Source organism: Lysinibacillus sp. NPDC098008 (assembly GCF_044760715.1).
GTDB lineage: Bacteria > Bacillota > Bacilli > Bacillales_A > Planococcaceae > Lysinibacillus.
In genome coordinates this window covers 1-1,866 of record NZ_JBIWBA010000062.1, presented here as the reverse complement: position 1 = coordinate 1,866, position 1,866 = coordinate 1, and the positions used below count along the sequence as shown (strand labels likewise).

Sequence of the window (1,866 nt, the reverse complement as noted above, 5' to 3'; positions counted from 1 at the left end):
GAGGGCACTGAAAAAGTCCCTCAGGCACAAGTGAGAGAGTACAGGAACGAATATTCGTTCCTGTACTCTCTTTTTCTTCGATGCCGTTGATTTCCATTGCGGCGGACGCGTTTCGCGGGCACGGCTCCAGCCTTCTCCCTCGCTTTGCTCAGTCCGGGTGCTTCCGCTCGTGCTGTTCCCGCAGAAGTCGCCGCCTCCATTCCAATCAACTGGGACCACTTTCATCACTAGAAGGGTTTTCCTCTCGTATAATCTCACAAATTTCCTGTATAATTAAAGGACTAATAAAAGGTGGTGCGACCATGATTTCTAAACAGGAAACATTCAATTTAAGCCCGTACATGGCGTTGTACGATTTAATTATTCCAAAGGACAATATGCTTCGCCAAATCAATGAACTTGTGGATTTCTCATTTATTCTAGACGAACTAAAATCGAAATACTGTTTAGTTAATGGCCGTAACGCGATTCCACCGATTCGCATGTTTAAATATTTACTGTTAAAAGCGATTCATGACCTGTCGGATGCCGACCTTATCGAACGTTCAAAATTCGATATGTCCTTTAAATATTTTTTAGATATGGCACCAGAAGAGGAAGTGATCGACCCCAGTTCCCTGACAAAATTCCGTCGACTCCGTCTTCAAGATATGAATTTATTAGATTTACTGATTCAGAAAACTGTTGAAATTGCTTTAGAGAAAGGACTACTCCTTAGTAAAATGGTGATTGTCGACGCTACCCATACAAAAGCGCGATATAACCAGAAAACGCCCAAAGAATTTTTACAGGAAAAATCCAAAAATGTACGTAAAGCCGTGTATCAACTAGACGAAAACATGGTCGGAAAATTCCCTGAGAAGCCTGCGTCAAATGAAGTCACAGAAGAATTAGATTACTGTCGTCAAGTAGTTGAAGCAGTCGAAACACAATCAAAGGTTGCACAAATCCCGGCTGTGAAAGAAAAATTAAATGTTTTAAAAGAAGTGATAGATGATTATGAGAATCATTTAAGCTATTCAAATGATCCGGATGCACGTGTTGGCCATAAGTCAGCAGATTCTTCTTTCTTTGGTTTTAAAACGCATATTGCGATGAGTGATGAACGTATTATTACAGCAGCGGTTGTGACGACGGGTGAAAAAAGTGATGGGCACTATTTACAAGAGTTGGTAGAGAAAAGTAGAACTGCCGGCATGGAAATTGACACGGTGATTGGTGATGCCGCCTATTCCTGGAAAGAGAATTTAGTGTATGCAAAATCGGAGCAGTTTCAGTTAATTTCAAAGTTAAATCCAGTAATCACAAATGGCAGCGGACAACGGAAAATTGAATTTGATTATAACAAGGATGCGGGTATGTTTGTTTGTCCAGCGGGGCACATGGCAACTCACAAAAGACGTACGGGCAGGAAAACCCTGAATCAAAGTTTAACGTTTCATTTTGATATTGAAAAATGTAAAGTTTGCCCGATGCGAGAGGGCTGTTATAAGGAAGGGGCGAAAAGTAAAACGTATAGTGTAACGATTCAATCCGATACACATCAAGAACAAGCAGCATTCCAGGAAACAGCCGAATTCAAAGCACTTGCCAGCAAACGCTATAAAATCGAAGCGAAAAATAGTGAATTAAAGAACCCACACGGCTTTAAAACAGCAAAATCGGCGGGTTTATTTGGCATGGAAATTCAAGGAGCCACGACGATCTTTGCGGTCAATCTGAAACGGATACTCAAACTACTGAGTGAAAAAGAGTAGGAAAAAAGAAAGAAATAAGGCACCTTCCATTCAAAAACGAATGGAAAGTGCCTTATTTTTGTTTGAAAAACTAATTCATCGTAAAAAATGTAAGTTTTTCAGTGCCCTC

At 40.6% G+C, this 1,866-nt stretch carries 1 protein-coding gene; it reads left to right on the top strand.

Features of this window, described 5'->3' with window-relative positions; all coding sequences use genetic code 11:
- The first annotated feature begins 302 nt into the window (after positions 1 to 302).
- The gene (locus ACIQVU_RS20200) at positions 303 to 1,757 is read left to right on the top strand and encodes an IS1182 family transposase (RefSeq protein WP_340805685.1); all 1,455 of its coding nucleotides are present in this window, start codon (positions 303 to 305) and stop codon (positions 1,755 to 1,757) included.
- Positions 1,758 to 1,866 lie beyond the last annotated feature (109 nt).